Raw genomic sequence first — 3129 nt, forward strand, 5'->3', positions numbered from 1 at the left:
CATAAAACGCGTTTGGCGTTGTATGGTTAAGCCTCACGGGTAATTAGTACAAGTTAGCTTAATGGCTCACACCACTTCCACATCTTGCCTATCAACGTTGTAGTCTTCAACGGCCCTTCAGAGACTTTAAAAGTCTAGTGAGAACTCATCTCGAGGCCTGCTTCGCGCTTAGATGCTTTCAGCGCTTATCAGTTCCGAACGTAGCTACCGGGCAATGCCATTGGCATGACAACCCGAACACCAGCGGTTCGTTCACTCCGGTCCTCTCGTACTAGGAGCAACCCCTCTCAATTCTCAAACGCCCACGGCAGATAGGGACCGAACTGTCTCACGACGTTCTAAACCCAGCTCGCGTACCACTTTAAATGGCGAACAGCCATACCCTTGGGACCGACTTCAGCCCCAGGATGTGATGAGCCGACATCGAGGTGCCAAACACCGCCGTCGATATGAACTCTTGGGCGGTATCAGCCTGTTATCCCCGGAGTACCTTTTATCCGTTGAGCGATGGCCCTTCCATTCAGAACCACCGGATCACTATGACCTACTTTCGTACCTGCTCGACGTGTCTGTCTCGCAGTTAAGCTGGCTTCTACCATTACACTAACCGTACGATGTCCGACCGTACTTAGCCAACCTTCGTGCTCCTCCGTTACTCTTTAGGAGGAGACCGCCCCAGTCAAACTACCCACCAGGCACTGTCCGTAACCCCGATTCAGGGGCCAACGTTAGAACATCAAAACTACAAGGGTGGTATTTCAAGGTTGACTCCACAACAACTAGCGTCGCTGCTTCAAAGTCTCCCACCTATCCTACACATGTAGGTTCAATGTTCAGTGCCAAGCTGTAGTAAAGGTTCACGGGGTCTTTCCGTCTAGCCGCGGGTACACAGCATCTTCACTGCGATTTCAATTTCACTGAGTCTCGGGTGGAGACAGCGTGGCCATGGTTACACCATTCGTGCAGGTCGGAACTTACCCGACAAGGAATTTCGCTACCTTAGGACCGTTATAGTTACGGCCGCCGTTTACCGGGGCTTCGATCAAGAGCTTCTCCCTAAGGATAACCCCATCAATTAACCTTCCGGCACCGGGCAGGTGTCACACCGTATACGTCATCTTGCGATTTTGCACAGTGCTGTGTTTTTAATAAACAGTCCCAGCCACCTGGTCACTGCGGCTCCCGTCCGCTTAGAGAGCAAGTCTCATCACAGATAGGAGCGTACCTTCTCCCGAAGTTACGGTACGATTTTGCCTAGTTCCTTCACCCGAGTTCTCTCAAGCGCCTTAGTATTCTCTACCTGACCACCTGTGTCGGTTTGGGGTACGATTCCATATAATCTGAAGCTTAGAGGCTTTTCCTGGAAGTATGGCATCAACAACTTCATCACCGTAGTGACTCGTCTCGTGTCTCAGTCTTAACAGCAACCCGGATTTACCTAAGTCGCCAACCTACTCACTTTCACATAGACTACCAACGCTATGCTTGTTTAGCCTGCTCCGTCCCCCCATCGCAATTATATCGAGTACAGAAATATTAATCTGTTTCCCATCGACTACGCCTTTCGGCCTCGCCTTAGGGGTCGACTTACCCTACCCTGATTAACATGGGATAGGAACCCTTGGTCTTCCGGCGTGGGAGTTTTTCACTCCCATTATCGTTACTCATGTCAGCATTCGCACTTCTGATACCTCCAGCATACCTCCCGGTACACCTTCAACGGCTTACAGAACGCTCCCCTACCACTCAGAATAAATTCTGAATCCGCAGCTTCGGTGCATAGTTTAGCCCCGTTACATCTTCCGCGCAGACCGACTCGACCAGTGAGCTATTACGCTTTCTTTAAAGGATGGCTGCTTCTAAGCCAACCTCCTGGCTGTCTGGGCCTTTCCACATCGTTTCCCACTTAACTATGACTTTGGGACCTTAGCTGGCGGTCTGGGTTGTTTCCCTCTTCACGACGGACGTTAGCACCCGCCGTGTGTCTCCCGGATATTACTTTACGGTATTCGGAGTTTGCAAAGGGTTGGTAAGTCGGGATGACCCCCTAGCCTTAACAGTGCTCTACCCCCGTAAGTATTCGTCCGAGGCTCTACCTAAATAGATTTCGGGGAGAACCAGCTATCTCCCGGTTTGATTAGCCTTTCACTCCTAGCCACAGGTCATCCCCTAACTTTTCAACGTTAGTGGGTTCGGTCCTCCAGTTGATGTTACTCAACCTTCAACCTGCCCATGGCTAGATCACCGGGTTTCGGGTCTATACCTTGCAACTATTCGCCCAGTTAAGACTCGGTTTCCCTACGGCTACCCTATTCGGTTAACCTCGCTACAAAATATAAGTCGCTGACCCATTATACAAAAGGTACGCAGTCACCCAACAAGTGGGCTCCTACTGCTTGTACGTACACGGTTTCAGGTTCTATTTCACTCCCCTCACAGGGGTTCTTTTCGCCTTTCCCTCACGGTACTGGTTCACTATCGGTCAGTTGGGAGTATTTAGCCTTAGATGATGGTCCACCTATATTCAGTCAAAGTTTCACGTGCTCCGACCTACTCGATTTCACTTAAAATGTCTTTTCATGTACGGGACTATCACCCTGTATCGTGGCGCTTTCCAGCAGCCTTCCATTAACACATAATAAGCTTAAGGGCTGTTCCGATTTCGCTCGCCGCTACTTTCGGAATCTCGGTTGATTTCTTTTCCTACGGGTACTTAGATGTTTCAGTTCTCCGCGTTCGCCTCGTTAACCTATGTATTCAGTTAACGATACCTGCAAGCAGGTGGGTTTCCCCATTCGGAAATCCTAGTCTCAAGTGCTTTTTACTAGCTTGACTAGGCTTATCGCAAGTTAATACGTCCTTCATCGCCTCCAACTGCCAAGGCATCCACCGTGTACGCTTAGTCACTTAACCATACAACCCAAACGGGTCTTTGTTGTGTGACAGTTTAACTTCGCCAGAAGTCAATATTGAATACTAAAGTAGATACCAATCAATCAACTCATAAGAGTTAACTAAATGGCACTGAATGGTACTGCTACCATTCTTTTTTTACTTTTGAAAACTCTTGATAAATACAATGTATTCATCAGAATTTTATTATCAGCTTTTCCAAATTTTTAAAGAGCA

At 48.7% G+C, this 3129-nt stretch carries 1 rRNA gene; it reads right to left on the reverse strand.

Features of this window, described 5'->3' with window-relative positions:
• Positions 1 to 22: 22 nt before the first annotated feature.
• A 23S ribosomal RNA gene (locus tag I6E80_RS20255) occupies positions 23 to 2913 on the reverse strand.
• Between the last annotated feature and the right edge of the window lie 216 nt (positions 2914 to 3129).

The sequence above is a fragment of the Pseudoalteromonas sp. NSLLW218 genome, assembly GCF_015864775.1.
Taxonomy (GTDB): domain Bacteria; phylum Pseudomonadota; class Gammaproteobacteria; order Enterobacterales; family Alteromonadaceae; genus Pseudoalteromonas.